The sequence below is a fragment of the Dyadobacter psychrophilus genome, assembly GCF_900167945.1.
Classification (GTDB): Bacteria; Bacteroidota; Bacteroidia; order Cytophagales; family Spirosomataceae; genus Dyadobacter; species Dyadobacter psychrophilus.
The window spans coordinates 309,164-334,482 of the sequence record NZ_FUZA01000004.1 but is presented as its reverse complement, the minus strand read 5'-3'; the positions used below and the strand labels follow the sequence as shown (position 1 = coordinate 334,482).

General features: G+C 45.0%; 24 protein-coding genes. 10 read left to right on the top strand and 14 right to left on the bottom strand.

What is annotated here, in order from left to right; all coding sequences use genetic code 11:
• Nucleotides 1-26 precede the first annotated feature (26 nt).
• Genes B5X68_RS17375 through B5X68_RS17365 form a run of 3 tightly spaced genes read right to left on the bottom strand, consistent with a single transcriptional unit; the run spans nucleotide 27 to nucleotide 3,316 of the window.
• Entirely contained in the window at nucleotides 27-815 is a 789-nt protein-coding gene (locus B5X68_RS17375; RefSeq protein WP_082216015.1) for an exodeoxyribonuclease III, read from the bottom strand.
• A gap of 5 nt (nucleotides 816-820) precedes the next feature.
• Entirely contained in the window at nucleotides 821-2,671 is a 1,851-nt protein-coding gene (locus tag B5X68_RS17370) for a hypothetical protein (RefSeq protein ID WP_229208461.1), read from the bottom strand.
• Nucleotides 2,672-2,689: 18 nt separating this feature from the next.
• Nucleotides 2,690-3,316 carry a hypothetical protein gene (locus B5X68_RS17365; RefSeq protein ID WP_082216014.1) on the bottom strand — a complete coding sequence of 209 codons (627 nt, stop codon included), beginning with the start codon at nucleotides 3,314-3,316 and terminating at the stop codon, nucleotides 2,690-2,692.
• Between the two features lie 143 nt (nucleotides 3,317-3,459).
• On the opposite strand from B5X68_RS17365, the gene B5X68_RS17360 reads away from it, so the two are divergent.
• The gene (locus B5X68_RS17360) at nucleotides 3,460-3,972 is read left to right on the top strand and encodes a DUF4494 domain-containing protein (RefSeq protein ID WP_082216013.1); all 513 of its coding nucleotides are present in this window, start codon (nucleotides 3,460-3,462) and stop codon (nucleotides 3,970-3,972) included.
• A 41-nt stretch (nucleotides 3,973-4,013) separates the two neighbouring features.
• Here the strand turns inward: B5X68_RS17360 and B5X68_RS17355 are convergent, their stop codons facing one another.
• On the bottom strand, nucleotides 4,014-4,751 hold the full coding sequence (locus B5X68_RS17355; RefSeq protein WP_082216012.1) for a hypothetical protein: 738 nt from the start codon (nucleotides 4,749-4,751) through the stop codon (nucleotides 4,014-4,016).
• Between the two features lie 60 nt (nucleotides 4,752-4,811).
• Nucleotides 4,812-6,200, bottom strand: a complete 1,389-nt coding sequence (locus tag B5X68_RS17350) for an OmpA family protein (RefSeq protein ID WP_082216011.1) — start codon at nucleotides 6,198-6,200, stop codon at nucleotides 4,812-4,814.
• 159 nt (nucleotides 6,201-6,359) lie between these two features.
• Between B5X68_RS17350 and B5X68_RS17345 the strand changes: the two genes are divergently transcribed.
• Nucleotides 6,360-7,169: a UDP-2,3-diacylglucosamine diphosphatase gene (locus B5X68_RS17345; protein WP_082216010.1), complete on the top strand. Its 810-nt coding sequence runs from the start codon at nucleotides 6,360-6,362 to the stop codon at nucleotides 7,167-7,169.
• Here B5X68_RS17345 and B5X68_RS17340 read toward each other — a convergent pair.
• From B5X68_RS17340 to B5X68_RS17325, 4 genes are all read right to left on the bottom strand, one after another.
• On the bottom strand, nucleotides 7,166-7,915 hold the full coding sequence (locus B5X68_RS17340) for a carboxypeptidase-like regulatory domain-containing protein (RefSeq protein WP_082216009.1): 750 nt from the start codon (nucleotides 7,913-7,915) through the stop codon (nucleotides 7,166-7,168). The genes B5X68_RS17345 and B5X68_RS17340 overlap by 4 nt on opposite strands.
• A gap of 129 nt (nucleotides 7,916-8,044) precedes the next feature.
• Nucleotides 8,045-8,878 carry a phosphatidate cytidylyltransferase gene (locus tag B5X68_RS17335; RefSeq protein ID WP_082216008.1) on the bottom strand — a complete coding sequence of 278 codons (834 nt, stop codon included), beginning with the start codon at nucleotides 8,876-8,878 and terminating at the stop codon, nucleotides 8,045-8,047.
• Nucleotides 8,850-9,071: a putative signal transducing protein gene (locus B5X68_RS17330; protein ID WP_082216007.1), complete on the bottom strand. Its 222-nt coding sequence runs from the start codon at nucleotides 9,069-9,071 to the stop codon at nucleotides 8,850-8,852. Before B5X68_RS17330 ends, B5X68_RS17335 begins: the two co-directional genes overlap by 29 nt.
• Nucleotides 9,072-9,092: 21 nt before the next feature.
• Nucleotides 9,093-10,064 carry a CPBP family intramembrane glutamic endopeptidase gene (locus B5X68_RS17325; RefSeq protein WP_082216006.1) on the bottom strand — a complete coding sequence of 324 codons (972 nt, stop codon included), beginning with the start codon at nucleotides 10,062-10,064 and terminating at the stop codon, nucleotides 9,093-9,095.
• 65 nt (nucleotides 10,065-10,129) lie between these two features.
• Between B5X68_RS17325 and dusB the strand changes: the two genes are divergently transcribed.
• The 4 genes from dusB (at nucleotide 10,130) to frr (ending at nucleotide 13,021) form a co-directional block, all read left to right on the top strand.
• Nucleotides 10,130-11,119, top strand: a complete 990-nt coding sequence (dusB, locus tag B5X68_RS17320; protein WP_082216005.1) for a tRNA dihydrouridine synthase DusB — start codon at nucleotides 10,130-10,132, stop codon at nucleotides 11,117-11,119.
• A complete protein-coding gene (locus tag B5X68_RS17315) occupies nucleotides 11,113-11,649 on the top strand; it encodes an acyl-CoA carboxylase biotin carboxyl carrier protein subunit (RefSeq protein ID WP_082216004.1) in 537 nt (178 codons plus the stop codon). The genes dusB and B5X68_RS17315 overlap by 7 nt, the downstream gene beginning before the upstream one ends.
• Before the next feature lie 63 nt (nucleotides 11,650-11,712).
• Entirely contained in the window at nucleotides 11,713-12,432 is a 720-nt protein-coding gene (gene pyrH / locus B5X68_RS17310; RefSeq protein WP_026628531.1) for a UMP kinase, read from the top strand.
• A 28-nt stretch (nucleotides 12,433-12,460) separates the two neighbouring features.
• The gene (gene frr / locus B5X68_RS17305; RefSeq protein WP_082216003.1) at nucleotides 12,461-13,021 is read left to right on the top strand and encodes a ribosome recycling factor; all 561 of its coding nucleotides are present in this window, start codon (nucleotides 12,461-12,463) and stop codon (nucleotides 13,019-13,021) included.
• Between the two features lie 83 nt (nucleotides 13,022-13,104).
• Here the strand turns inward: frr and B5X68_RS17300 are convergent, their stop codons facing one another.
• Together B5X68_RS17300 and B5X68_RS17295 are read right to left on the bottom strand one after the other, a co-directional pair.
• Nucleotides 13,105-14,097: a UDP-glucuronic acid decarboxylase family protein gene (locus B5X68_RS17300; RefSeq protein WP_082216002.1), complete on the bottom strand. Its 993-nt coding sequence runs from the start codon at nucleotides 14,095-14,097 to the stop codon at nucleotides 13,105-13,107.
• A 40-nt stretch (nucleotides 14,098-14,137) separates the two neighbouring features.
• A complete protein-coding gene (locus B5X68_RS17295) occupies nucleotides 14,138-15,454 on the bottom strand; it encodes a UDP-glucose dehydrogenase family protein (protein ID WP_082216001.1) in 1,317 nt (438 codons plus the stop codon).
• 211 nt (nucleotides 15,455-15,665) lie between these two features.
• On the opposite strand from B5X68_RS17295, the gene B5X68_RS17290 reads away from it, so the two are divergent.
• The 3 genes from B5X68_RS17290 (at nucleotide 15,666) to B5X68_RS17280 (ending at nucleotide 18,305) form a co-directional block, all read left to right on the top strand.
• Nucleotides 15,666-16,832 (top strand): acyl-CoA dehydrogenase family protein, encoded by a 1,167-nt coding sequence (locus B5X68_RS17290; protein WP_082216000.1) that lies wholly within the window; start codon nucleotides 15,666-15,668, stop codon nucleotides 16,830-16,832.
• 125 nt (nucleotides 16,833-16,957) lie between these two features.
• Nucleotides 16,958-17,869, top strand: coding sequence for an SPFH domain-containing protein (locus tag B5X68_RS17285; protein WP_082215999.1), 912 nt, complete (start codon nucleotides 16,958-16,960; stop codon nucleotides 17,867-17,869).
• A 1-nt stretch (nucleotide 17,870) separates the two neighbouring features.
• On the top strand, nucleotides 17,871-18,305 hold the full coding sequence (locus tag B5X68_RS17280) for an NfeD family protein (RefSeq protein ID WP_082215998.1): 435 nt from the start codon (nucleotides 17,871-17,873) through the stop codon (nucleotides 18,303-18,305).
• A gap of 68 nt (nucleotides 18,306-18,373) precedes the next feature.
• Here the strand turns inward: B5X68_RS17280 and pafA (B5X68_RS17275) are convergent, their stop codons facing one another.
• The 3 genes from pafA (B5X68_RS17275) to B5X68_RS17265 form a co-directional block, all read right to left on the bottom strand.
• Nucleotides 18,374-20,005, bottom strand: coding sequence for an alkaline phosphatase PafA (gene pafA / locus B5X68_RS17275; RefSeq protein ID WP_082215997.1), 1,632 nt, complete (start codon nucleotides 20,003-20,005; stop codon nucleotides 18,374-18,376).
• A gap of 83 nt (nucleotides 20,006-20,088) precedes the next feature.
• The gene (gene pafA / locus B5X68_RS17270) at nucleotides 20,089-21,765 is read right to left on the bottom strand and encodes an alkaline phosphatase PafA (protein ID WP_082215996.1); all 1,677 of its coding nucleotides are present in this window, start codon (nucleotides 21,763-21,765) and stop codon (nucleotides 20,089-20,091) included.
• 122 nt (nucleotides 21,766-21,887) lie between these two features.
• Nucleotides 21,888-24,698, bottom strand: a complete 2,811-nt coding sequence (locus tag B5X68_RS17265) for a M16 family metallopeptidase (RefSeq protein ID WP_082215995.1) — start codon at nucleotides 24,696-24,698, stop codon at nucleotides 21,888-21,890.
• A gap of 214 nt (nucleotides 24,699-24,912) precedes the next feature.
• On the opposite strand from B5X68_RS17265, the gene B5X68_RS17260 reads away from it, so the two are divergent.
• Nucleotides 24,913-25,305, top strand: a complete 393-nt coding sequence (locus tag B5X68_RS17260) for a hypothetical protein (RefSeq protein ID WP_082215994.1) — start codon at nucleotides 24,913-24,915, stop codon at nucleotides 25,303-25,305.
• Nucleotides 25,306-25,319: the final 14 nt, after the last annotated feature.

Here is a 25,319-nt window from a genome sequence, read left to right as displayed (position 1 = left end):
TTTCGCTTTATTCAAAAATACAAAATTTATGAGTAGCTCCGTGAATATGGCGATTCAATTTCTAACCATACAGGACAATGATCCGAATGGACGGCATCATTTATTTGCCGGCTCGAAATGATCCGATCTTTGATGCTATCGGCAACCGAAATGTAATCGATGCGCCAGCCTTTGTTGTTACCGCGGGCGCCTGCACGGTAAGTCCACCAGGAATATTCGCGTAGTTCGGGATTTTTGAAGCGAAAAGCGTCTGTATAGCCATTGCTGAACCATTTGGTCATCCATTCTCTTTCCTCGGGCAGGAAACCGGACATTTTCTTGTTTCGGACCGGATCATGAATGTCAATTTCATTATGAGCAATGTTGTAATCACCGCAAATAATCAGGTTAGGACGTTCTTTTCTCAACTCAATGACCCAATCGAAAAAGTCACTTAAAAACTGAATCTTAACGCCCTGACGGATTTCGCCGCTCGTTCCGGAAGGGAAATAACAATTCAAAACGGTGATATCACCAAAATCAGCACGTAAAATTCTCCCTTCTGCGTCGTACGAAGGAATTGCGCAGCCTGCTGAGACCATATCCGGTTGGATCTTGGAGAACATGGCCACACCGCTGTAACCCTTTTTTTCGGCCGCATGCCAGCCAATAAGCTCGTAACCAAGAGATTCCAAACCCGATAGATCCACCACATCGGGCGTTGCTTTCACTTCCTGGAAACATAAAACATCTGCTGAAATGGTGCTTAACCATTCAACCAGGCCATTTCGTAATGCGGCCCTAATCCCATTTAGATTATACGTAAGTATTTTCATATCAGCTATTTATTAGCCAGTGCACTGTCAGATAAGGAAATGCTTTTGCCTGTGAAATAAGATTTCCATTTTCCAGCTCCGGAAGGATCCTTTTCCATCATCCAAACTTCGAATAACCCTGCCGGAAGCTTTGTCCTGTATAACGAATATTGATAATGGGAGCTATAATAGGTTCGTTTTTCAATCAAATCTCCCACTGAGTTGGGCACAGGAAGCGCAGGCAGCAAAATGGTGCGATCGGCGGAAGCAAGCACAAAATACGCTGGCTTAGATTCTCCGCTACCAGTTGCCTCAAAGCGTAAAAACTTAGAGGGAACATTATTAAGATCATTCAAATAACTGATTTTCAAATCAAATTTTCCCTTATAGCCAGTCTTTTTATCTCTTGTTTCTGCAATGATGCGATGATGCGCAGGAAGTGCTTTATACTGATCGAAATCAAGTAAGCCGTTCGCATTCAAAGTATCGATCAGGTTGCTCATGCGGGTTGGATGGTTCCAAAATGGAATGTCACCGAAGTTATCGCCGGTTGTGAGGAAGGTTTTGTGATTTTTCCAATAAAAACTGTCGATTACGAGATCTTCGTGGAATTTCCGAATGCTGGTAACGGACAAGTAATAGCTCACAAAGTTCAGTGCTAAGAAAACAAGCAAGCCAGCTCCCGCTATAATGTGCTTTATATTCTTAAAATTTCTGACCAGAATCACAACACACACATAGACTGTTGCCAGCAAAGCCACCCCGAAAATCATGTAACGCCGGGAAAATATATTACCGCCATACATGACATAGGTGTTAATTGGCCTGCTGATGACGAACATAGCGCCCGTTCCCATCGCAAACATCATGGCTCCCCATAGAAACCAATCGCTCCAAACTGTTTTTTTTCTCAGGAGAAGCCGCAGCACCCAGATGCAGAAAACCACCAAAACGCCTGCTCCGAGCAAAACACACCAGATCATATCTGCATAAAATGTGTTGGTGATCGGGTGTATGAAGTCCAGATAAAACGCATTGCCCCAGAAAGCGAACACGAAAATGAGGTTGAATACCGGATGTGGCCATACCGAGCCCGTGTGTGATGGGATAACCTGATAATCAAACAAAAAGTAGAAAAGCACAATGGCCAGCGCAATTGCGAGCCAAATGAAAAGCAATTTGAACCGCTTTTGCAAAAGCAAGATCAATGTGCCAATGATCCAGGTGAGAATGCCGCTTCCGCTCGTGAATGTTGTCAAGAGCGCAGCCGCAATTCCCAAATACCAGCCTTTCTTATCATTCCTGCCCATTCCATAAGCGGAAAGAAATGCAAAAAAGATTAGCGGTGTATTTTGAATGGCAGCGATCCCCCAGATTGCATTTTCAAAATAAACCAGGTTGAAAAGCACATAGGGAACTGGAATGAAGTAATACCAGGAGATCTGCTCTTTCTTGAATGTTAGAAACAACAAATAAAAAATGCCCAGCAACGCGAGGTTACCGAGCAAAATTTGCGTTTTAATGTTGACCGTACCCGTGAAAAAGTACATGATCAGCATGACAGTTCTTTCAAATGCGAATCGATGCTGGTTGACCTGCTCAAAGAGCACTTCAATTTTACCTACAAAGCCATTGGCAACATGAAAATTATGGATCGTTTCCAGCAGATTGAAATCATCCGTGTAAGGAATGTTCAATGTGTAGGCTTCCAGAATGAGATAAAAATAGACAACCGGCGTAACGATCAGCCCTATTCCCGACCATTTTCTTAATGTATCCTGACCTTTTAATACAAAGCTTATTCCAAACAAAACAAGCAGAATAAGGACCAGGCTGAAATATTGAAAGAGATAAGGGTTGTCTACAAGTATTCTCAAAACTGTGTAATTTAAATTTTAGCGTGTTAGCATTTTGCTGGTGACTTCTTTTTCAAATGTGATGTAACCCGGATAATTAACCTGCTTTCCAGCCACGTCAAGCGTTGGCCTGATCTTCACCTGGAATTTCGTGGGTTTCGCATCAGCCTTCCCCGTCAATGCAAGGATCATATTGACGAACTCGTCACGCGTTTTGTCGTTGGAAAGCAACTGGTAAGCATTCGTGTTCAGCCTAACCGGAACTCTTGTTGGACTGGTTCCCGGCAATACTTCTATGAGCTGGCTCAGGAAACCATTGAAAATCTCATTATTGCTAAGCAAGACCTTGTATTCCAACTGGTTGATCGCGGCGCGCTTTTTGGTTGGATTGGTAATATCAATGTTAACCCTTAAATCCAAAGGCACATTTTTACGCAAAAGTCCCATCGCTAGTCCCGGATATCTTGCCAGATCAAAATCACTGAAACTGCGAATATTGCGGAATTCCCTGATGTCTATTCCAGCGAGATAGACGCTGTCAACCGAGGCAATGTCGTATTTGCAATCTCCAAAAGCCTTAGCATCCGCTACCTGGCGGCCAACTCCGCAACTGGAAGCCACACCGGCTACAATCATGAGTACAAGGACCCAAATGTTCTTTTTCATTATCAAAATATTTTTCGCAAGTTAAACAGTAGGTATCAGAACGCATGCACCGTACATCGATTATTAGTTTGTGACTATATTTTTTGCACGCCTTCACCCAAGCGTTTACATTTGCCTACTTTTAAGAAAACAAAACTACAAATATGGCGAGCTGGTATTTAGGGAAAATTCGGTATCAAAAAGAGGATGAGGCAGGGAGTCTTAAAACAATTAATGAGGTTTATCTGGTAGACGCCGTTTCTTATACAGAGTCTGAGGCCAGGCTTTATAAGCAAATCGTTACGGGTGCGAGCGAGTTCAGCGTCATGAGCATCTCGCGCATGCGGCTTGCAGATCTGTTCGCATTTGAGGAAGGTGAGCAGTGGTTTAAAGCGAAGGTGATCTACTTTTCAGTGGATGAAAAGAGCGGTAAAGAGAAGAAAATCGTGAATTATATGCTTGTGAACGCCGATGGCATTCAGCAAGCGCTTGACAGGATCAACGAAAGCATGCGCAATTTCCTGATCCCTTACGAGACTACGGATATTGTATTAACACCAATTCTGGACGTTTTCCCATACACGGCGGAAGAGGATGAGCAGGAAATCCCGGCAAATATGCGCCCGTTATCAGAAGTAAAAGCGGAAAGAGCGGAAGCGGAAGCAATTTCGGAATAATAAAAACGTTTTCCGTCCCTTTAAAGGGACGGAAATGTTTTTTATTCTGTTTTGAATTCTGTGTAGCCTTTGGTGGAGACCGTTTGCGGATCGCGGCCGAAGCTTTTCAGTTTTAAGATAATGTCTTTGGAATTAATTTCAGCCACCAGCTGATTAGGCTCCAAAAGATGCATATAATCGAAAGTAATCGGCATAGCCACTGCGCTTTCGACAAATTCCAGCCCATACAGGGGATAAACATTAAACGGCGTTTTGGCCAGCCAAACCGTATCCTTATTCTCGGAAGTAGCAAAACTTACATTATACTCGAGACTTTCAAAACCGAAATCATCCCGCTTGTTTCCGGTCGCAGCCCAGTAAGTCGCGAAATCTTCCCGTGCCTGCGCCTTCGTATCAGGTCCCGGCTTTAATGCACCGACGGCTTCATTGATCTTGATCTTTTTCCCATTATCATCGGCACCGCAGAAAATGTATTTTCCATCCGGAAAGCCTATCACGAAATCGAAATCTTTACCGCCATTTCCAAAGCTGCTTTCTTTCTTAAAACACATGCCGCCACTCACCGGATCAATATAAATGGTTATTGTTCCTTTGGTTTGGTCTGCTTTATTTTCAAAATCATAAACCAGGGAATGGCTGAAATAATACTGGCCTTTGGCAGGTTGCCACTGGGCAGCACGCTGCTTGTCGGCCGGGATTTTTTTGGGAGCCTGGGCAAAAATGGGAGCACTGTAAATCAGTGCGCAAACGATCATCAAGGAAGCGAAATATCTTTTCATTATCAAGAGTTGTAAAAGGTGCGCAATCTAGAAAGAGACTGCTAAAAAACCACGCCCCGACTACAATTTCACAAATTCCACACGCCTGTTATTGGCTTTTCCTTCTGACGTGGTGTTAGGAGTGGCAGGCTCATTTTCCCCTTTCCCATCCGTCTCCAATCGGGCCTTATCAATCGCAAAATCTTTGGATAATGCTTCCTTCACAGCCTCAGATCGCTTCTTGGATAACGCCAGGTTACTGCCGTCGTCACCATCACTATCAGTATGACCGATAATTTTAACTTTCACCGTCCCATTTTCAGTCAGCACATTGGCGATGTCTTTTAACACACCATAGGATTCAGGTTTTATATTGGCAGAATTCACATCGAACAAAATGCCTGTTGTAGAAAACTTACCTTCCGTGATCAGCTTGCTCCTCGTATCCGGCGCACCGACTGCGATCCTTAGATCAGAAATAAAATAGCGATTAGCCTCTTCGTGATAACCTTGGTTGGAGAATGCGATGAAGTTGTAATTTTTCTCAGGATTGAATGCGCGTGGCAAATCCCAAACCTTATAATCATCCACATACAGCCGCATCCGGCCTTTTTGCCGCCAAACCGACACTTTTACGACATTATGCTCGGGAACGTGAAATGCAGGGAAGCTTTTTTCATTTTTCATGATTGACGATGCATCCTCATCGCCAAAGACATTGAACATAGCAAGTCCCTGGCTTCCGCCTGCATTGTTAGGATGCAAACCGAGCTCAATTCCATTCTTTTTGCCGCCATCAAATCCTTTCCAATTGGCAAAATCCTTGGCCGGGCTGGCTACCTCCGCGATAATTGTCCTCAAATAGCCGGAGTAGAAGCTGAATTCTGAGGTTGTGGCCAGATTAAATTCCAGGGTAAAGTTTTCAGGAAGTTTGTTCACAAATTCAGGATAAAAAACGCCTTCCGGACCCAGCATCAGCCATTTTCCTTCGGTTCCTTCAATGGTAACCACCTCGCCCGATGAATTGGTGTTCCATTTGGCCGGAAAATCACCGACAGCGTCCTGCGCAAAATCTTCCACCGCCACGACTTTTTCCCCGGGAATAAAATCAAACTTGCTATAAGACTTTAAACTGGCCTTTCCGGCTTTGACTGGCGTCCCATTCTCAGCATTTGCCTCATTACCAGCATCATTAGAAGCGCCACTTTCCGAGTTCATATCTCCATTCGCAGCAGGTTTGGCAGTTTCTGTTTCCTTCGCTTTCTTATCCTTCTTTTTAAAGAGATTTCCAATCCCCTCTTCCACCGAATCAAAACCCTTGTCTACCGCCTGATCGATTTTTCTGTTAGCTCTGTTCTCGGCCTGCCTTTCAACAACCCGTCCGGGTTCGTTAATGCGTATCTGCGCAAATGTTGTCCCTGATAAAAAAAAGATAACCACTGCGACCAACATTACATACAATCCTTTCATAATGTGCTGATTTTTAGTTGGATGAATACTATATTAAATATACACATTTAGCGATCCGGTCTAAAACTATTTGAGTTAGCGGCTTGGAACGGATTCGAAGCCCTATTCCCGTGTCAATTAAAAGGAAGATTGTAAATTGCAGCGCATTTAAAGATCCGCATGAACTTTCATTTTGAGAAAAAGACGATTCAATTGCAAGATGGCCGCCGGGCCTATTTTTCATCTGATTATCATCTTGGCGTTCCCTCCCCCATACAAAGTCGCGAACGTGAAAAACGCGTTGTCAGCTGGCTGGAATCCATCCAGCACGATGCACAGGTCATATTTTTGGTTGGCGATATTTTTGATTTTTGGTTTGAATATAAAAAGGCGGTTCCCAAAGGTTTTGTGCGGTTACTGGGCAAGCTCGCGGAGCTTTCAGACAAAGGAATTAAACTGGTCATTTTCACCGGAAACCACGACATGTGGATGTCGGGTTACCTGACGGATGAAGTGGGCGCGGTGATTTACCGGAATCCGGTTTCATTTACATTCACTGCAAAAGGTAATTCCAAAATGATATTAGTAGGTCACGGCGATGGATTAGGGCCGGGTGACAGCACTTACAAGTTTCTGAAAAAGGTTTTTGAAAACAGTTTTTTTCAAATGATTTTCAGGATTGTGCATCCCGATGTAGGTATGTGGATCGCGATGGAATGGTCGAAAAGGAGCCGGATTGCCAATGTTAACAAAGGCGAAGAGCGTTTCTTAGGAGCGGATAATGAGTGGCTATTCCAATATTGCCGCGAAGTGGAGCAAACGCAGCACCACGATTTTTACATTTTCGGGCATCGTCATCTCGTCCTGGATATGCAGGTCAATGCGCGGTCGCGTTATATTAATTTAGGCGAATGGGTTTCCCAGCAGCATTTTGCCACTTTTGATGGCAGCAACGTGATTTTGAAGAGATTTGATCCGGCAGCGATCTAGTTGCTGCCGTTTTTCTTAATGTCGTTCTCAGGCATTGGCGGGATAAAATCCTGCTTGGTAATATTCTCCCGGGGAGCCGCATTCAGCTCTTTTCGCCAATCCTTTTGTTTCAAATCACCTTTCTTGACAGATTTGATAAAGTTGGCCCAGGCAAATGGGTTCAGGAAGGGAAATGTGGTTGCAAAACCCTTGTTAGCTGATGATTCACGCCCAAAAAGCAGCTGGTCCATAGAATAACGATAATTCGTCTGGGCATTATTAGGGACCTGAGCGGCCATCCTGTTAATGTAATCAGGATCGGTGCTTCTTGCCAACGCATCCCGGTCCGCCTGATCGGGCAGCTTCAATTCCAGGAATGCCTTCTTGAATTCTTCTTCTGTAGAATATGGGTAAATGGTTACACCGGAAAGCGTCACCACATCTTCGCGCAAGGCAACGATTGCAGAATAAATGTCTGAATTATAGTTTCTTGGGATTACGTGATATTGCTTTTTGAAACCCACATAACCAAAAACAATGCTGTCGCCCGGAAAAACCTTTATTGTAAAAGAACCGTCGCTTCTGGATAATGTTCCTCTTCCCGCATTCACGATGAAGATTGTTGCGCCAGGCAGGATTTCGGTGGTTTTACCGCCTACAACCATCCCTGAAAATACAATCGCACTTTGTTCACCCTGCGCATACGAATCCCGGAATCCAGTTACACCTGCAAGTATCAATAAAAATATAAAAAGACTCCGTTTCATTTCCAGATCGTTATTCCAAAATCAATGTTAAACCAAATGCATTTGTAATCATCGCTAAAATTCTGTTCCTAATTTAAAAACGACTTAGTCCCGAAGGCATTGCCTTCCGCCCGGACTAATGCCTGGGGCTCAGGAAAAGAGCTTCAAAAAAGTGACGATAAACGGAGCAGAAAGAAGCAGACCGTCAAACCGATCTAAAAAGCCCCCATGACCGGGAATACTACTTCCCGAGTCCTTAATGGCAATGCTCCGCTTAAAAAGTGACTCTACAAGATCGCCGTAAGTGCCTACCACAACGATAATGGCCCCGATACAATACCATTTCCAAGGTTCGAAGGTACGGAAATAATAACCGAGCGCAAACGCGATGAACGCCGCAAAAACCGCACTTCCAATGGCACCTTCCCATGATTTCTTGGGCGAAATGCGCTCAAACAGCTTTCTTTTACCAAATTTCGTTCCTGCAAAGTATCCGCCAATGTCGGAAGCCCAAAGCAAAAGCAAGCTTCCCAGCACGATTTCATAATTATAATTCCCGCCCCGCATAGCCATCACAATGATGAGCGCGAAAGGGAGCGCTACATATATAATGCCCAGGAAAGTAAAACCAATGTTTGTAAATGGTTTCAGATCATTCTTTTTGTAGAGCTTGATAAAGAATATCATCGATAGCAACGGGCTGATTATGAAGTAATTTTCAAATGGCACAATGTCTTGCTCTATCAGATACGCAAGTAACATCATGACTGTGCCACAGAATGTTCCATAATATGTCAGCGGCTGGTTTCCATCCAGGCCCAGGAGCTTGTAAAATTCCAGTTGGGTAAGCGAGCTGATGGTGCAAAAAAGGAGCAGGAAGGTCAATTCATTGTAAAGAATGCAACTAATGATCACAAATACCCCCGCCAGCGCGGTGATTGTCCTTTGCTGTAAATTATTCAGATTCGTTAAGCGCTCCTTCATTCGTTATTATTGTTTGGGCCTGCGAAAGATCACTTGCCGGCACATGCACTTCATACATTCCAAAGATTGGATAACTACTATCCTTTTTGTCTACGATGACGGCCGCAATTCCGTTTTGCTCTAAAATTTCACGGGCAATTTCCGCGCGGATCATTTGTGCGCTCTGAAAAGCCTTCACCCAATTATCAGCCATATTATTTGTTAAAATATTGATTTAAAACTCCTTATCTATGACAACCGCCTCATGTTGCATTGCACTTGTTTTCCTGATAGAAAACAATATGCCAGCAGAAACCAGCAACGAAGATAAGATCAGCATCAGCGGCATCGACTTTGTTTCCTCAATGTTAATGTTGACAACACCAATATTATTAAGATACATCATCACCAGCACAAAGCCATTATTTACAAAATGTGCAAGTATAGCCACCCAAATGTTTCCGGTCCAGTAATATAGGTAACCAAACACTGCCCCCAACATCATCCGCGGCAAAAATCCATAAAACTGGAAATGTATGGCACTGAAAATGGCCGCTGCAACCCAGATTCCTACGTGAGGATTCCCCCACAATTTAATGAGCTTTGTCTGGATAACCCCGCGAAAAAGCACTTCTTCTCCCAATGCAGGCAATAAAACGACAACGAACAATGCGATCAGCAATTGGCCGAACTGTGTATACTCGGTCATAAACGCAGTCATGACCGACAGTTGGTTCTCTTTTTCCTTCATCCATAATTCCACGCCGGACAACGCATCAGGGAGTTTCATAGCCGCGTTCCATTCAATAAACTTGCTATTAACAGGAATGAAAGCCAAAACAAGCAAAAAAGCGAGTAACCAGATCCGAAAGGCAGGTTTTGGCCTGAAATCGAATTCTGAGATGGTCTTACGATCTATATAAATCCAGAATATAAGCGAAGGAAGCAGATAGGAAAAAAAGTGGACTGTGCCTTGGAGCATCATCAATGCGTACCAGCCATTGCGCACGTCGCCGGGATCGCTCAGCAGTTGGTTCAAAACGGTGGTGATGCTGTTTGTATCAACCTGCAAATAAAGCGCCAGCACCATTACCGCCAGAATATTACCCACGGCCATACCAATGAGCACGAAACCAATGAGGACCAACAAACTGCCTCCTATGCCGGGTACACGGGAAACTAACTGAATAGGGTTACTATTTTGCATAATTGATGTAAATTTACAGTTAATTATGAATTTAAAAATAAGGCTTAGGGGTCTTCCCTTTTGAAATGGTAAAAATCGGAAACATAGCGTTAGGTGATTTCCCACTGCTTCTCGCACCTATGGAGGACGTAAGCGATCCTCCGTTCAGGGCGGTTTGCAAGGAAAATGGGGCGGATCTGATGTACACGGAATTTGTGTCGTCAGAAGGACTGATTCGCGATGCAGCGAAAAGTGTGCAGAAACTTGACATATTCGAGTACGAAAGACCTGTTGGCATTCAGCTTTTTGGCAGCGACATTGAAACAATGGGTTCCTGTGCAGAAATCGCATCGCGCGTTAACCCCGACCTGATTGATATAAATTATGGTTGTCCGGTCAAAAATGTAGCTTGCCGCGGAGCAGGGGCTGCATTATTGCAGGATATTCCTAAAATGGTCAAAATGACGGACGCAGTTGTAAAATCGACACATCTGCCTGTGACGGTTAAGACGCGCCTGGGCTGGGACGAAAGCACCAAAAACGTGCAGGAAGTGGCCGAACGCTTGCAGGATATCGGCATTAAGGCATTGTCTGTACATGGCCGCACGCGCGTGCAAATGTACAAGGGCTCTGCAGACTGGACATTGATCGCCATGATCAAGGACAACCCCCGCATTAACATTCCGATTTTTGGAAACGGGGATGTGGATACACCTGAAAAAGCATTGGAATACAAAAACAGGTTCGGCGTGGACGGCATTATGATTGGCCGGGCCACAATTGGAAATCCCTGGATCTTTAATGAGATCAAGCATTACATGAAAACAGGTGAAAAGCTGGCGCCGCCTACTATGGAACAGCGCGTGGCCGTTTGCCGCAAACACCTTGAATTCTCGATCCGCTGGAAAGGCCCGGTTGCAGGAGTTTTTGAAATGCGCAGACATTATACCAATTATTTCAAAGGACTCGATCATTTCAAACCATTCCGCATGAGGCTCGTGGAAGGAATGACTTATGAAGAGCTTGACGGGATTTTACAGGAAGTTGTTCACGAATACAGCGAAGTGGTATGCTAAAAATCGCTGTATCCGATTCCCCGGCAACTGAAAATGATGACCACAAGTCAGCTGATAATGGTTTTGAGATTGATAACGAGAAGAACAACTTGTCCATAAGCGGGCAGTTATTCGACGGAGACGTTGTGCCTGTTGGTACAAACCAGTTTCACGCCATTTGGGAAAACAAATCCTACAATATCGAAGTGCTTGATCACAACGTTGCGGAAAAGACATTTCATCTTTTGATCAATGGTCAGCATTTTTATACCAAAGCAAAAGACGAGCTTGACTTGCTTCTGGAAGGAATGGGATTGCAAAACAGCGCCAGCACGAAGATCAACAATGTAAAAGCGCCTATGCCTGGACTCATCCAATCCGTTGCGGTTTCCGAAGGTGATACAATCAACAAAGGCGACACATTGCTGGTGCTCGTCGCCATGAAAATGGAAAACACAATCAAATCATCAGGAAATGGAGTGGTTAAGACATTGAAGGTCGCGGCTGGGGAAATCGTTGAAAAAAACCAGGTATTGCTCGAGTTTCAATAAATTACTTGTTAATCTTAACTTCCTACGCTTATTTTTACGGTCGAAAACACCTACATCACAATCATGCCCGAACCAAAATATAAACGTTTATTACTGAAACTGAGCGGAGAAGCACTTAATGGCGGCGACAAAGGCCAGGTTATTGACTTTAACATTCTTGATAATTACGCCCGGGAGATTAAAAGAATTGCCGAAGTAGGCGTTCAGATTGCAATCGTTATCGGGGGAGGAAATATTTTTCGGGGCGCATCAGTCGAAAAATCGGGCATCGACAGAGTTCAGGGCGACCATATGGGGATGCTGGCAACCGTTATCAATGGTATGGCCATTCAAAGTTCTCTTGAAAAGCATGGCGTAAACACGCGTTTGATGTCTGCCATTAAAATGGAGCAGGTTTGCGAGCCGCTTATCCGCCGCCGCGCGATCCGCCATTTGGAAAAAGGACGTGTAGTGATTTTCGGTGCCGGAACGGGAAACCCATATTTCACAACGGATACAACTGCCGGACTTCGTGCGATTGAATCGGAATCAGAAGTGGTTTTGAAAGGCACGCGCGTTGATGGCGTTTACACGGCGGATCCTGAAAAAGACCCGCTTGCTACAAAATACACCCAACTGACATTCGACGAAGCATTGTCTAAAAATCTAAAAATCATGGATTTGACGGCTTTTACGCTTTGCAAGGAGAATAATGTTCCGATCATCGTTTTCGATATGAACAAGCCGGGAAACCTGTATGATCTCGTTATGGGTGAAGAAGTTGGAACATTGATATCTAACTAGCAGTAATACAATATCTTACTACAAAATAATGGAAGAAATAGAATTATATCTGGATGACGCCAAGGACACCATGGAAGGCGCCATTAAGCACCTTATCATTGAACTGGGTAAAATACGCGCCGGAAAAGCAACTCCTCAAATGCTCGAAGGACTTCAGATTGAATATTACGGCTCAATGACCCCATTGCAAAATGTGGCCACGATCAACACGCCCGACGCCCGGACGATCGCGATCCGACCGTTTGAGAAAAAGATCATTAATGATATTGAAAAGGCGATCCGTAATGGTAACCTGGGTTTCGCTCCTTCCAACGATGGTGAAATGATCCGCATCTCGGTTCCGCCCTTGAACGAAGAACGCAGAAGAGAGCTGGTAAAACGTGCGAAAAACGAAATTGAAACGGCGAAAATTAACATTCGCAACATTCGTCAGGATGCCAATAATTCTTTGCGTAAACTAACTAAGGAAGGCGTTGCAGAGGATTTGATTAAACTAAGCGAAGACCGTGTTCAGAAATTGACAGACGGTTATGTTTCAAAAGTAGAACAGATCTTCAATGCGAAGGAAAAAGAGATAATGGAGGTTTAGTGATTTTTATATCACTGGCTTACCAACAAAAAAATCCCGCTTCGGCGGGATTTTTTTGTGCTTTATCTTTTCTAAAAGTATTTTTATTTCGAACCACTGAAACTTTCGAAGCCGCGGTGATTTGATTCTTCATAGAGCCTTTCTTTCGGCAGGCTGCGGAAGTAATCATATGTAATGCGCAAGCCTTCCTCGCGGGAAACCTTTGGCTCCCAGCCCAGAATCTCTTTCGCCAATGTAATGTCCGGCTGACGTTGTTTCGGATCGTCCTGTGGAAGCGGTTGGTAAATTACTTTCTGATCGGTTCCGGTCAGTTTGATAATTTCCTCAGCAAATTCACCAATCGTGATTTCAGATGGGTTACCAATGTTGACAGGCAAAGAATAATCACTCATTAACAGACGATAAATTCCTTCAACCAAATCATCCACGTAACAGAAAGCGCGGGTTTGTGTTCCATCACCAAAAACGGTAATGTCCTCACCTCTAAGTGCTTGCCCGATGAATGCCGGCAGTACACGCCCGTCATTGAGGCGCATTCTGGGACCGTAAGTGTTAAAAATCCTGACAATGCGTGTTTCCAGCTCATGGTAACGATGGTAAGCCATCGTGATCGCTTCCTGGTAACGTTTTGCCTCGTCATAGCAGCCACGCGGCCCGATCGGGTTTACGTGGCCCCAGTAATCTTCGGTTTGCGGGTGAACCAATGGATCTCCGTAAACTTCGGATGTAGAAGCAATGATGAAACGTGCTTTTTTAACACGGGCAAGTCCTAGCAGGTTATGCGTTCCCATCGCGCCCACTTTAAGTGTTTGGATTGGGATTTTTAAATAGTCAATCGGGCTGGCAGGCGATGCGAAGTGCATGATGTAATCCAGTTCCCCAGGCACGTGTACAAATTTTGTAACATCATGGTGGTTGAACTCGAAGTTTGGATCCGGCATCAGATGCTCGATATTCCGCATGTCGCCTGTGATCAGGTTATCCATCCCGATCACATACATTCCCTCTTTCAGGAAGCGCTCGCAAAGGTGTGAGCCCAGGAAACCCGCCGCTCCGGTTATTAATACACGTTTCATTTAAAATGAGATAGGTTTAATGTTGATATTGGACTTCCCCTCAGGCTGGAACTACTTTTTCTCTTCCAATGCTGAAATAAGTGTAGCCCATCTCGCGCATTGTTTCCAGTTCATAGAGGTTTCTTCCGTCAAAAACTACTTTATTTTTAAGCAGTTTACCCATTTTTTCAAATTCAGGTGTACGGAACTGTGGCCATTCGGTAAAGATCATTAATGCATCCGCATCGTCCAAAGCTGCATATGGCGTGTGGCAGAAAGTCACTTTGTCTCCCAGGATGCTTTTGACATTCGTCATCGCTTCAGGATCGTAAACGGTCACTTTTGCTCCGCCTTCCAGCAATGCATTAATATTCTCCAGAGCCGGTGCTTCACGGATATCGTCTGTATATGGCTTAAATGCCAATCCCCAAACGGCGATCGTTTTATCTTTTAGACTTCCACCAAAATAGTTGTCGACCATTGGCAACAGCTTTTTCTTCTGGTCATCATTCACATCCATAACCGATTGCAGGATACGGAAATCGTAATTGTAGTCTTTTGACGTTTTGGCAAGTGCCTGCACGTCTTTTGGGAAACAGCTTCCGCCGTAACCAATTCCTGCAAACAAGAAGCGCTTTCCGATACGGCTGTCCGTTCCGATACCGCGACGGATATCGTCCACATTCGCACCCACTTTTTCGCAAAGGTTTGCGATCTCGTTCATGAAAGTGATTTTCATGGCCAGGAATGAGTTGGCAGCATATTTTGTCATTTCAGCAGAACGCTCGTCCATGAAAATAACAGGGTTACCTTGTCTCACCAACGGTGCATACAATTTCTCCATTACTTTCTTAGCCTTTTCAGAGGAAGTTCCAACCACAACGCGGTCCGGCTTCATAAAATCTTCTACTGCAACACCCTCACGCAAAAATTCGGGGTTGGAAACCACGTCGAACTTCACTTTTGCATTGGCAGCGATGGCAGCATTTACTTTTTCGGCAGTCCCTACGGGCACCGTGCTTTTATCAATGATAACCGCGTATTTGTCCAGGATGTGTCCCAGATCGTCGGCTACTTTAAGAATATATTTCAAATCCGCAGAACCATCTTCTCCCGGAGGAGTCGGAAGCGCAAGGAAAATAACCTCAGCGTCTTTAATTCCCTCAGCAAGATTGGTTGTAAACACCAAACGGCCTTCTGCAACATTGCGATCAAAAAGGACATCGAGACCAGGCTCGTAGATCGGAATCTCTCCTTTTTGCAAACGTTCAACTTTTCTGACATCAATGTCAACGCAGGTTACCTGGTTGCCCGTCTCGGCGAAGCATGTTCCCGTAACCAAACCAACGTACCCTGTTCCTACAACTGCAATTTTCATAAAATGTGATAATTATTATATAGCTGTTATGACACTTATTAATTAACGTTAAAATATTGTACTTAACCAAGACGGTAAATCTTCGTGGTATGCAAAAGTAATTTTTTTATACGAATCTTCACCGCATGATGTAGGATTTGTTCGTTTACGGATGGTGATTTTTATACAAATCTTGCTAACATTGGATATCACTATATAATCATCAACAAAAATGGACTTGATCAAAGAGGATTCTATTGAAAGCCAGCGTGAACAAACCTGTGACCTGATCCGGGAAACGGTTAAAGACTTCGCGACTATCCATATAAAGCCTAATATAAGGGAGTGGGATGAAGCCCAGCAATTCCCCAAAACATTGTTTCACAGCCTGGGTGAACTGGGCCTGATGGGCATGCTGGTGCCGGAATCGTACGGAGGGTCGGGATTAGGATATAAAGAATATGTTACCGCGATCATAGAGCTCTCGAAAACGGATCCTTCTGTTGGATTATCTATGGCTGCACACAATTCCCTTTGCACAAATCACATATTAATGTTTGGCAATGAGGAACAAAAACAAACCTATCTTCCCAAGCTGGCTTCCGGGCAGAATGTGGGCGCCTGGGGACTCACCGAACCCAATACAGGCTCAGACGCGGGTAATATGCGAACAGTTGCAGTGCGCGATGGAAACGACTGGATCATTAACGGTTCCAAGAACTTTATAACAAACGGAAAATCGGGAGACGTCGCCGTCATTATTACCAGAACCGGCGAGCCCGGCGACAAGCACGGAGCAACCGCATTCATTATTGAGCAAGGCACACCCGGTTTTACTTCCGGACGAAAAGAGGATAAACTCGGCATGCGCGCTTCGGAGACGGTGGAGCTTATTTTTCAGGATTGCCGTGTTTCGGACAGCCAGAGGCTAGGCGAAGTGGGTGATGGTTTTATACAATCCTTAAAGGTGCTGGATGGTGGCCGGATCTCTATTGCAGCATTGGGTGTGGGCACGGCATTAGGCGCATATGAAGCCGCTCTGGCTTACTCCAAGGAACGTAAGCAGTTTGGTAAAGCAATCTGTGATTTCCAGGCGATTGCTTTTAAGCTCGCCGATATGTACACGGATGTGCAGGCTTCTTCATTATTAACATTTCATGCCGCAGCATTGAAGGATGCGGGGCAAAAAGTGACGCTGCCGAGCGCTGTGGCTAAATATCATTCTTCGGAAACCGCCGTCAGAGTGGCCAATGAGGCTGTTCAGATCTTTGGTGGATATGGTTTTGTGAAAGATTACCCCGCCGAAAAATTCTATCGCGACAGCAAACTCTGCACCATTGGCGAGGGGACAAGTGAAATTCAAAAAATGGTAATATCAAAAGAAATATTGAAAAATTGATATACCAATAACCATCCATCCCCATCTTAAACCGACGAGCAAGTTTCCGTCGCACTGATGCAAGAAGGAGTAGGAAGGAAGTCGTGTTATGGTTATTTTCGCAATAGACCATTACCTGACTTGATATGACCCCACTATTAGTATTATTAGTTCTCGTTGTATTCACGATCCTGATGACCGTGAAAGTGATCCCCCAGCAAACCGCCTACATTATGGAGCGGCTTGGTAAATTTTACGCCGTCCTGCAACCGGGCATCAACTTCATTATCCCGTTTTTCGACCGCATTGCCTACAAATACACACTTAAAGAAACTGCCATTGACATTCCCGAACAGATATGCATTACGCGCGACAACGTGCAGGTGCGCATGGACGGCGTTATATTTATACAGGTTATTGATCCCAAAAAAGCCGCTTACGGGATTGCAGACTACACATTTGCAGTAATCCAGCTCGCCCAAACCACCATGCGCAGCGAAATCGGCAAGCTTGATCTTGATAAAACATTTGAAGAACGCATGACCGTTAACCGTGCTGTAGTAGAGTCGGTTGACGAAGCTGCTACGGGATGGGGCGTGAAAGTTTTACGCTACGAGATTAAGAATATCACACCGCCGCAAAGCGTTCTGATTGCTATGGAAAAACAAATGCAGGCAGAAAGGGAAAGAAGGGCTGTGATTTTGCAGTCTGACGGTGAAAAACAGGCAGCGATCAATGTTGCCGAAGGACAAAAGCAAAAGGTCGTTCTAGAATCGGAAGGTCTTAGATTGAGACAAATTAATGAGGCAGAAGGCGAAGCAGCAGCTTTAAGGTCTGTTGCGGAGGCAACTGCGGAAAGTATCAGGCTCGTGGCGCAGGCCATTCAGATGGATGGAGGCTCGGAAGCTGTTCAGCTAAAAGTTGCAGAAAATTATGTGGAACAATTTGGCAAGCTGGCCAAAGCGGGCAATACGCTTATTTTACCAGCTAACCTTGCTGATATAGGCTCTTTGATAGCCACGGCGCTCACTGTTGTTAAATCCGAACCGAAAAAATAGTATGGATTTATCGTTGCCGCAAATATGGCTTATCGTCGGGTTGATCATGCTCATCGCAGAATTGGTCAGTGTTTTACTTGTTTTTGTTTTTTTTGCGATCGGGGCGCTTTTTACCTCATTACTCGCGGCCGTAGGTTTACTTAACAGCACGGAAAGTCAGATTATAGCCTTTTCCGTTATTTCGCTCGTTTCCATGCTCGTTTTACGCAAACATGCACGCAGGTTGCTGGATCGCAAGGGTGCTTCGGAATATAATGAGTTTGTGGGTGAAACAGCTATGGTTATCAAGGACATTCCGGCAGAAGGAGAAGGAAAAATTTACTACCGCGGCGCAGAATGGAAAGCAAACTCCATCAACCACACCTCCATAGCGGCCGGAAGCAAAGTCGTAATCAAGCAAGCGGATGGCATTCTGCTGATTGTTGAAGAATCCTGAACATTAAAATAAAAAAGAGGCTGCATAGCAAGGATGGATCCCGCTATGCACTCTCTTTCTCGGATAGTTTACTTCTTTATAGCCTCTTCCACCGGATTTCCAATGTTACCGCTGGCAGGCAAAATGTGCAGCAATGAAGCAATGGTCGGCGCAATGTCTGAGACGGAGGTTCTGCGTAATGTTTCGCCTTTATTAATTCCCCAGCCAAACATCACAAAAGGAACCTGCGTGTCGTAATTGTAAGGCGTGCCGTGTGATGTTCCGGTTGGCGTTCCGTAAAACCATCCTGGCTCTGCGAGGATCTGCACATCTCCGCTGCGCTTGGCATTCACATTGTTCTTGTATAATTCCAGCTGGTAAGTGTTCAAAGGCGCTTTTCCCATATCCGCCAGGTTCAGCACGTCCGCTACGCCAGGAACTTTCAGCAATGCTTCACGGATCACTTCTGTCGCCATTGCAACGGTTATTTTCTTTTTTTGCAAAAGATCGTGGTCAAAATAAAGCTGGTTGTTTTCTCTGCTCAGCACATATTTTTCTTTTCCAAAGGCATCATCCAACGCTTTATCAACAGTCGCATTCACAACGCGGCGTTCCACTAACCCGGAAGGAAGCTTATGCGCTGCCGCAAAGCCCGGAACATCCACTACGCCATGATCGGCTGTCAGGAACACGGTATATTCGCCTTTTCCAGCCCAGCCATCAAGGAACCCGAAAAGCTCTGCAAATTCACGGTCGAGGCGCAAAAAATCGTCTTGTTGCTCTATGGAATTGGGCCCTACTCTATGCCCGATTTTATCTGTTGATGAAAAACTGATCGCCAGGAAATCCGTGTCTTTTCCTTTACCCAGATTCTCTCCTTTAATCGCCTCAATGGCCATTTCTTTTGTAATCGTATTTCCCCAGGGCGTGTCGGTTACCACACCAAATGCATCACCAGCCAGACCAGCCAGCTCATACGGAAATACCGGTCTTTTTGCGCCAGGAAGCTTCCCCTCCCAATCCACATCATCCGCAGAACTTTGTCCGTAATTGTCCGCGGACAATAGCAACTGCCAGCCCTTTTTCAAATATTCAGAAGGCATTTTTTTAGCATTATAATCCTTTACCCATTGTGGAAGCTCGTCCATATAATAGGTGCTGGTAACCCAGTTGCCTGTTTTGGAATCGAACCAGTAAGAACCATTGGCCGTGTGTCCGCCTGGCAAAATCGATCCTCTGTCCTTAATTGCAACGGCAACCGTTTTATTACGAAAGTTGGTTGCTATCCTTAGTTGATCAGAAACCGTGCTGGTTAACAAGTTTTTGGGCGACATTTTACCAACTGTTGGATTATTACTCCCTACCGTTTTCACTGTGCTGTCTTCCACACAATAAACACTCTGCTTTTTGATCGGGTCAAACCATTCATTGCCCACAATGCCATTGATTGCAGGCACGGAGCCAGTGTAAGCTGATGCATGCCCGGCGGCAGTGACGGTTAATGCATAACTGTAATGGTTATTCCGGCAATTGAAACCTTCATTCATCATTCTTTTAAAACCACCTTCCTGATAGAGATCGTAATAGCGATACAAATAATCATAGCGCATCTGATCCACCACAATACCGACAACAAGTTTGGGACGGGCGAGGGAAGAAGATTTAGGGGTTACTTTTTTAGACGTTTGGGCAAATGCAGACATGGAAAGCAGTACAAGCATTGCTTTTAAGCAAATTTTTCTCACGGTTCAGGAATATTAATTAAATAAAAGACCTTGCAGACAGCACCTGCAAGGGACTATAATCATTTTTTCAAAGCCTCTTCCACTGCATTTCCTACATTTCCGCTCGGTGGCAGAATGTGCAGCAGTGCGGAAATCGTGGGGGCAATGTCGGCAATGGTGGTCCGGCGTAACGTTTCGCCCTTGTTCACACCCCATCCGTAAAGCAGGAACGGAACGTGTGTGTCGTAGTTATAAGGGGTTCCGTGGTCGGTGCCGGTGGAGTAGGAAGCTGCAAACCAGCCCGGCTGAACAATCAGCTGAATATCACCGCTGCGTTTTGCATTAATATTATTCTTATACATTTCTAACTGATACGTATTCAGAGGAGCGCGGCCAATGTCTGTCAGGTTCAGCACGTCTGCAACGCCTTCCATCGGAAGCAATGCCGTCCGCAACACCTGGTAGGCATCTGAAACGGTTACTTTCTTTTCTTTTAAAAGCTTTTTATTGAGATAGATCTGATAATTTTCAAAAGCCGCCACGTAATCACCTTCGCCATAAGCATCGTTCAAGGATTTCACTACCGCACGAGTTAATGCGGTTGCGCTCATCAGGCCAGCGGGCAGCTTGTTTTCTTTCCAGAATGCCGGAACGTCCATTGCTCCGTGATCCGCTGTGAGGAAAACAGTGTAATTGCCTTTGCCTGTCCATGTATCGAGGAAATTGAACAGATCAGCAAATTCCATGTCCAGTTTTAAATAATTGTCCTCTTGCTCAACGGAATTAGGCCCGAATGCATGTCCGATGCGGTCCGGTGTAGAGAAACTCACGGCCAGAAAGTCCGTGTCAGCTCCTTTGCCCAAATTTTCACCCTTAATGGCCGCAATAGCCATATCTTTTGTCATAGTATTACCCCATGGGGAAGTTGTAATTACCGTGTAAGCATCGCCAGCAGTCCCAATCAGTTCGTGCGGAAATACAGATTTTGGCTCACCCGAAATTTTCCCTTCCCAAACTACGTCGTCTGCGGTGCTTTGTGTGTATTGATCAGCTGGCAGCAATAATTTCCAGCCTGCTTTTGAATACTCAGAGGGCATTTTGCGGTTGTTATAGGCAGTCACCCAATCCGGCAAATTATCCCGGTAATAAGTGCTGGTTACAAAGTTTCCTGTTTTTGCATCAAACCAGTAAGCACCTGATGCGGCATGTCCCGCAGGCAAAATTGAGGCGCGGTCTTTGATCGCTACGCCGATGGTTTTGGAACGGAAATTGGTCGCAATGCGTAGCTGATCCGTCACGGTGCTGGTGAGCAAATTTCTTGGCGACATTTTGCCGACTGCACCATTATTGCTTCCTACCGTTGCTACTGTGCTGTCATCGGTGCAGTAAACCGTTTTTGCGGCCTGACTGTCATACCAATCATTTCCTACAATGCCGTTAATGGCTGGCAATGACCCGGTGTAAACGGCCGAATGTCCTGCTGCGGTAACGGTTAATGCGTAGTGATAATGATTGTTCCGGCAGTTGAAACCCTCATTCATCAATCTTTTCAAACCACCTTCCTTGTATTTGTCGTAATAGCGATACAAATAATCATAGCGCATCTGATCCACAACAATACCCACAACAAGCTTGGGACGAGCCAGTTTGCCTGAGTTAGCTGTGGCTGTTTTTGTTTTTGACTGACTGAAAACGGATGGGCTAATGATGAGTCCTGCAATCAGGCATCTCAGTATCAGATTGGGTATCAATTTCATTGGAGAGGCATGTAGCGTAAAGGTTTCCTTATATACTCGGCAAAGATAAAGATGTACTGCTTTAAAAGCAGAAACCGGTGGCAAATTGCCACCGGTTTAATTCTTTATTAATATTCAGGACGCTATTTTTTCTCACTTCCACCCAACGGTGCAGGCGCAGCGGCTGCAGGGGCGCCTTTTTTGGCTTTTGCAAAATCTCCTGCCTTAATGATCACAAGCTTATTATAATCAATGTGCTTGTTAAAGGCGGCTTTGATCTGCTCAGGGGTTAATGCTTCAATTTTTTTCTCAAAATCCGCGTCCCACTGCATTGTTCTGTTCAGATACAGGTTGTTGGTCAACGTGTTAGCCAGCGATGCATCTTGCGACCTTCCCACCTGTCTCGATTGCAGATAACCGGATTTCGCAGCTTTCAATTCCTCCGCTGTGAAACCTTCCTTCATTGTTTTCTCAATCTCCTCTTTAAAAGCAGCTTCCAGTTTTTCAGCATTCTGAGGTGCATAGATCGCATAGGACATGAATGTGCCGTTTTTATCCAGCGAACTAGCTGAGAATTGCGAACCAACGCCATAGCTCAATCCTTCTTTCTGGCGAATGCGCGTGGCAAGGCGCGAGTTCAGGAAACCTCCGCCCAGCAGATAATTGCCAATTACCAATGCCGGATAATCCGGGTCTGTGTCCTGTAAAGGCATATTAAGACCTGCTATAAACATGGCATTCGCTTTGTCCGGCGTTTCCAGCATTTTGCTTTCTGCCTTCACTGCAACATAAGGCGAAGCAATGCGGGTGAATGGCTTCACACTCTTCCAGGTTCCAAATTCATCATTAATGATTTTTTGAAGCGCTGCTTTGTCAAAATCCCCTACAACCGTTGCAGAAGCATTATTTGCACCATAAAAATCCTTGTGAAATTGCTTGATCTGGTCAATGGTCGTTGCCTTGATGCTCTCCACATCTTCATCGAATGTGGCTACGTAACGAATGTCCCCTTTTGGATAAGGCGTAACGATCCGGCGATATTGGTTGAATGCAATCGCTTGCGGTTCACTGCGTTGCGATTCTATCCCTGCCAATTCTTCCTGTTTCAGCTTTTCAAATTCTGTCTCGTCGAATGCAGGATTTTTCAGAACTTCTGCCACCAGCTTCATAACGGCAGGGAGGTTTTCCTTTGTAGTTTCAATGTTCGCGCCAGCCTGATTGTTAATCCCAAAGAAGCTAACCCTCGCTTTCAGCTTATCAAATTCGTCTTTTAATTGCTGCCTGGTTTTAGTTTTTGTGCCTTTGTCCAACATTGATCCGGTAAGGTCGGAAATGGTTGCTTTGTTTGCCAGACTCTTTTCGTCGCCATAACGCAATGTAATTTTTGCGGCTACGACATTTCCTCTTGTTGTTTTAGGGAGCAATGCCGTCTCAATAGCGTTGGGCTTTTCAATGCGCGTCGTGCGGCTTTCCACATTCATTGGCGACGGATCAAAAGCTTCGCCTTCCGCTACAACTGCCTCACCTTTATAGTCTTTAACCAGATCCGCCACATTCGGTGCTTCCGGAATTTCGGCTCTCACCGGGTTTGACTCGGGCACAAAGGTCCCTAATGTCCGGTTAGAAGGGCGGAAATAATATTGTGCAACACGGAACACATCTTCGGGGGAAACTTTCCGGATGTTATCGCGGAACAGGAACGCCAGCCGCCAGTCGCCCGTTGCAATCGCTTCGCTGATGCTCAAACCTACCCTTTCAGAATTACGGAATTCGAGGTCCCAGTTTTTCAGAATGGTCGTTTTTGCACGCTCAATGTCTTCTTTTGAAGGTTTCAGAACAGCCGCTGAATCCAATGTGGCTGTAAATGCCTTTTTAGCCTCATCCAAAGATTTCTCTTTCAAAACTTCTGCACCAAAAAGCACAAATCCAGGATCAAACAACTGAAAGCTGAAACCGAATTCAGAAGATGCCTTCTTGGTATTAACCAGATTTTTATAAAGCCTGCCGTTTGGTTCAGCCGTTAAAAGCTCGGTCAATACTTCCATTGCGGGATAATCCGCGTGCGAACCTGGCATAATGTGGTAAGCTGCCATCAGCATTTGCACATCGCCGGTTCTTTTCAATTCCACAAAACGCTCACCATCCTGCGTCGGCTCGGAGGTGTACGATTTCGGCAACACCCGCGCTGGTTTTGCGATTTTACCAAAATAATCATTGATCATCGCCAATGTTTTGGCTTCATCGATCTTTCCGGCAACCGTGAGCACTGCATTATCAGGCTGATAATATTTTTTATAGAAAGCCTGTAAATTGTCAATCGGCACCCTCTCAATGTCGGAACGGTTCCCAATGGTCGATTTGCCATAGTTATGCCATAAAAAAGCTCCGGAAATCACGCGCTCCATCAAAACCCGGAAGGGACTGTTTTCACCGGATTCAAACTCATTGCGCACAACGCTGAATTCACTGTCCAGGTCTTTTTTGGCAATAAAAGAATTCACCATCCGGTCGGATTCCAGATCCAAAGCCCATTTGAGGTTTTCCTCAGTGGCTGAAAATGTTTCAAAATAGTTGGTTCTGTCATACCAGGTCGTTCCGTTTGGTCTGGCGCCGTGCTCGGTAAGTTCCTGCGGAATGTTCGGGTGCTTGGGCGTGCCTTTGAAAACCATATGTTCCAGCAAATGCGCCATACCCGTTTCGCCATAACCTTCATGACGGGAACCCACCAGATAAGTCACATTGACGGTGATCGTCGGCTTGGAAGGATCCGGAAACATAAGCACCTTAAGGCCGTTTTCGAGATTATATTCGGTAATTCCTTCCACCGAAGTAACTTTTTTTACACCTTTTGGCAGATCCTGCGAAAAGGAAGGAGCGGCGATCAGGGAGGTTAGCAGCAGACCGATAACAGCTTTGCCACGGAATGCATTTCTTCTTTTAAAATTCATGACCATATCCAGAAGATTATGTGAGATTTACAATGCATGAAAATAACTTAGATTATCGCATTTCGCAATGACTTAGGGATAAATGGCGAAATAAAATCCGGTGCAACAGATTGGCAACGTTTTGGTGTATAGGTTTTAACTGCATTACATATTTTCCGACCTCAGTAGGAATTCTGGTAGAAGAATAGCAGTTTTAACATATATGATTTAACCAGAATAAATGACGCCGCTTAAAAATTTCACCCGCCTGCTTTTCGTATCCACCATCATTATCCTGGCTGGCTGCGCCTCAGGCATCCCTATTTCAACAAATACAAAATATCCGATCGAATTGCTTTATGATAATCAGCCGCTGGACAGGCCTTATTCGGAGATCGGGATCGTGGAAATAACCAGTGAAGATTCGCTTACAGCTCGCCAGACGCAGGATAAGCGCATGATGTATCGCGGTAATGATGCCAAAACCAAGGAGTTACTAACTGCCAGACTGGTTATTAAGGCGCAAAAAATTGGTGCTGATGCCATTATCAATGTCAAATACAAGTATTACACCAGCGTAAAAAGTGAAGGTTATATGCTCAGCGGGCTGGCTGTGAGATATCGCGGCGAATAATGTTGACGCGATCA